The 3209-nt window shown below is 69.5% G+C and carries 1 protein-coding gene; it reads left to right on the top strand.

Annotated features, from left to right (window positions below; genetic code table 11):
* Nucleotides 1-389: 389 nt before the first annotated feature.
* A partial coding sequence (locus EB084_22390; protein NDD31013.1) for a hypothetical protein occupies nt 390-3209 on the top strand: 2820 nt, incomplete at its 3' end.

The following is a 3209-nucleotide window of genomic DNA, read 5'->3' as shown; positions in this document are numbered from 1 at the left end:
GGGGGTCGGGACGGGCCGATAGGAGCCGCTCGTGGGATCGAGCGCGACCGGTGGAGGTCCCCCCACGCTCGTGGGGCGGAACAAGAGGGTGAACAGCGCGAGCAGCCCGATGACCGCTGCGGCAAGGCCCACCAGTTGGCTTCCCTTCACGCCGTGACCTCCTCTCTCCGGATCTGATCAGCACGGCGAACCCGGAGCATCTTCCGGTCGGGCCGCGATGATTCCACTAAGTATACACAAAATGGCCTGGGGCCACAAGAAATCGCGAGGCGCACCGTGGCTGAGAAAAGCCGTCGCGAAGTGGCGCCCGACGCGCGCACCGGCCGTCCCCCCGCAGGCCGGCAGAGGGGCTCGCATCAAGAGACGCGAACCCTTGGGCCAGCCGGGTCGTGACCCTCCACACCAGCGAGATGCGTCGAGAGGATCAGTTCAACTTGCCCGTTCGCTTCGCGCTCGCGGTCATTCTCGCGATGTGCGCGACCGCCCTGACGTTCGCACCTGCAGGGGCACGTCCGCGTGCCTCCGTGCCCATCATGCCCATCCATGAGGTGAGAGCCGGCATGAAGGGGTACGGGCTCTCGGTGTTCAGCGGCACGCGCGTCGAGTCTTTCCCGATCACCGTGCTCGGGGTTGTGAAGAACTACGTGGCCGAAAGCGCCCTCATCCTCATCCGGGTCGATGGCGGCTACCCTCGGCAACACGGCGTCGGCATCATCGCCGGGATGAGCGGCAGCCCCGTCTACATTGGCGGCCGCCTGGTGGGCGCCGTATCGTACGGCTGGGCGTTCTCGAAGGAGCCCATCGGCGGTGTCACGCCCATCGAGAGCATGCTGACCGATCTTCCACAGCCCCCCGTGGCCCCACATGCCGCTGCGATGCCTTCGTTCACCCGCGCCGCAGCCTCGCTGCCTGTGCCCCTTGAGACCGCCCGCGGTCGCATCACACGGGTCGAGGTGGTGCGAACGCGCGAGGCCGCCGAGAGCGCCTCAAATGAGCCCGGGACGATGGTGCTCACACCGGTGCAATCGCTGCTGCAGGTGAGCGGATTCAGCGACCGCTCGTTCGAGGCGCTCTCACGCCTGCTCCGCCCCCTCGACCTCCAGCCTGTGCGCGCCTTCGCCGCGGCGCCGGCGGTGCGGTCCCCCGTGCCCGCCATGCGGCCCGGCGCGGCGGTGGGCGTGGAGCTGATGACGGGCGACCTCGAGATCGCGGGCACGGGAACCCTCACCTACCTCGACGGCCGCCGCTTTCTCGCCTTCGGGCATGCCATGGCGCAGCTGGGAGACGTCGACCTCCCCCTCGCTGCCTCGTACGTCCACGGCATCCTCCCTTCGTACCAGCATTCGTTCAAGTTCGCCTCACAGATCGCGCCCGTGGGTGAGCTCACCACCGATCGTCTCTGGGCCGTCGGAGGAACCCTGGGGGGCGGTGCGCCGACGGTGGCTGTGCGCCTGCGCGTCACCGAACCCACCCGCCAGCGCGACAAGACCTACCGCCTGCGCGCAGTGCAGCATCGCACGCTCACCCCGGCTCTCCTCTCGCAGGCCTCGTTTGTCGGCGTGAACAGCGCGCTCCCCTCTGGCGCCGACGCGACGGCGCGCCTGCATCTCACCATCAAGCCCAAGGGGCGCCCCCCCATCATCATCGACCAGATGGTCAGCGGCGCGCCCATCGACGCGATCGTGGCCGGTCAGGTGGCCGAGTACCTCACCCCGCTCACCGGCAACGATCTGCAACCGCTGAAGCTCGAATCGGTGAACGTGGAGGCCCGGCTCCTTTCGGGGCGGAGAACCGCCAGCATCGAGCGGCTCTACACCACGCAGGGCGGCTTGAGACGCGGCGAGCCCCTCGAGGTGCATGTCGTTCTCCGCCCCTACGGCGGTGCGCCGCTCGAGAAGATCGTGCGGGTGCCGATGCCCATCGATCTCGAGAAGGGAACCGTGACCATCGGTGTCGGTGGCGGCAGCGACGCTGCCGCCATGCGCAAGCGCCTCGGTCTGAACCGTCCCGAACCGACCAGCATCGACCAGCTCGTGGGCCAGCTCGAGACGGGAGACCGCGGACAGCAGCTCGTCGTGCGCGCGGTGCTCCCGTCGAAGGCGGTGGTGCTCAGTGGCGAGCGGTTCCCCTTCCTGCCCGAGGCGTTGCGCGACCTGCTCCCGGGGCTCCCTCGAAGTGACGTGTCAACAGACAAGGACGTGCTCGAGACGCGCATCGACACCGACTGGGTGATTCGCGGAGCAGAGACGCTCACTGCGGAGATGGGCGCCGCTGCCGACAGCGAGAAGAAGAAGACGGTCTCCGTCCTGCCGGGAGGCGCCGACAGGGCCGTTGCCGCCATCGCCACGGGCAGCGCACCCTCCGAAAGGTCGCTCGCCGTGATGTCAGCGGCCGCCGCTCCGCCCTCCTCGAGCGCGGGAGCGCCCCCCCCGATCCGACCCGTCGACGCGCCTCGTTCCTCCGCTGCGGAGACCGTGGCCTCCTCCGAAAAGGTCCTGCAAGGCGCTACCCGGCGACTCGATCTCCTCGACAGCACCTCGTCGACGCGAGGGTCTTTCGAAGGCGTCGTCGCATCAGGGACAGGTGAGCTCTCTCTGGCGCCAGACGTGCCGTGGAAGGTCTCCGTCGGAGACAGCCTGCCGCTCACCGCGATCCGTGGCACGCGCGGAGAGACGCTTGTCGGCATCGCCCCACGGGGCGGAGTGCTCCGAATCACCGACAGCCGCACACTCCCCAGGGACGGCTGGCACGTCGACGACACCGCCGTGACGAGTCTGGCCCTCCGCAGCGACGGGGAGATCTGGATCGGCAGCGCCCCCCACGGCCGTGTCTACCGCGGTCTGCCCGATGGAACGGTGACGCGGGTGACACAGACCGGCGCGGCCTACGTCTGGGCGCTGCTGCCGCAGCCAGACGGATCCGTGCTGGCGGCCACGGGCCTGCCCGCGCGCCTTGTGCGCATCACACCGGACGGCCGGACCATGGTCGTGGCCGCCTTCGCTGAGCAGCACGCGCGCGCCGTCGTGACCGCGCACGACGGGGCAACGCTCGTGGCCACCGCCGGTCCGGGAATGGTCTACCGGCTCAGCGGAGATCTCCACCGCCCCCTCATCACATCGTCGGCGAGCAGCGTCGATGCGCTTCTCGAGCGCAGCACGGGCGAGATAGCCGCCGTGAGCGGCCGCCATCTCTACCGGCTCTCCCCGGAC

The organism is Pseudomonadota bacterium, assembly GCA_010028905.1.
Taxonomy (GTDB): domain Bacteria; phylum Vulcanimicrobiota; class Xenobia; order RGZZ01; family RGZZ01; genus RGZZ01.
The sequence above is the reverse complement of the archived record's forward strand: the minus strand, read 5'-3'. Positions and strand labels throughout refer to the sequence as shown.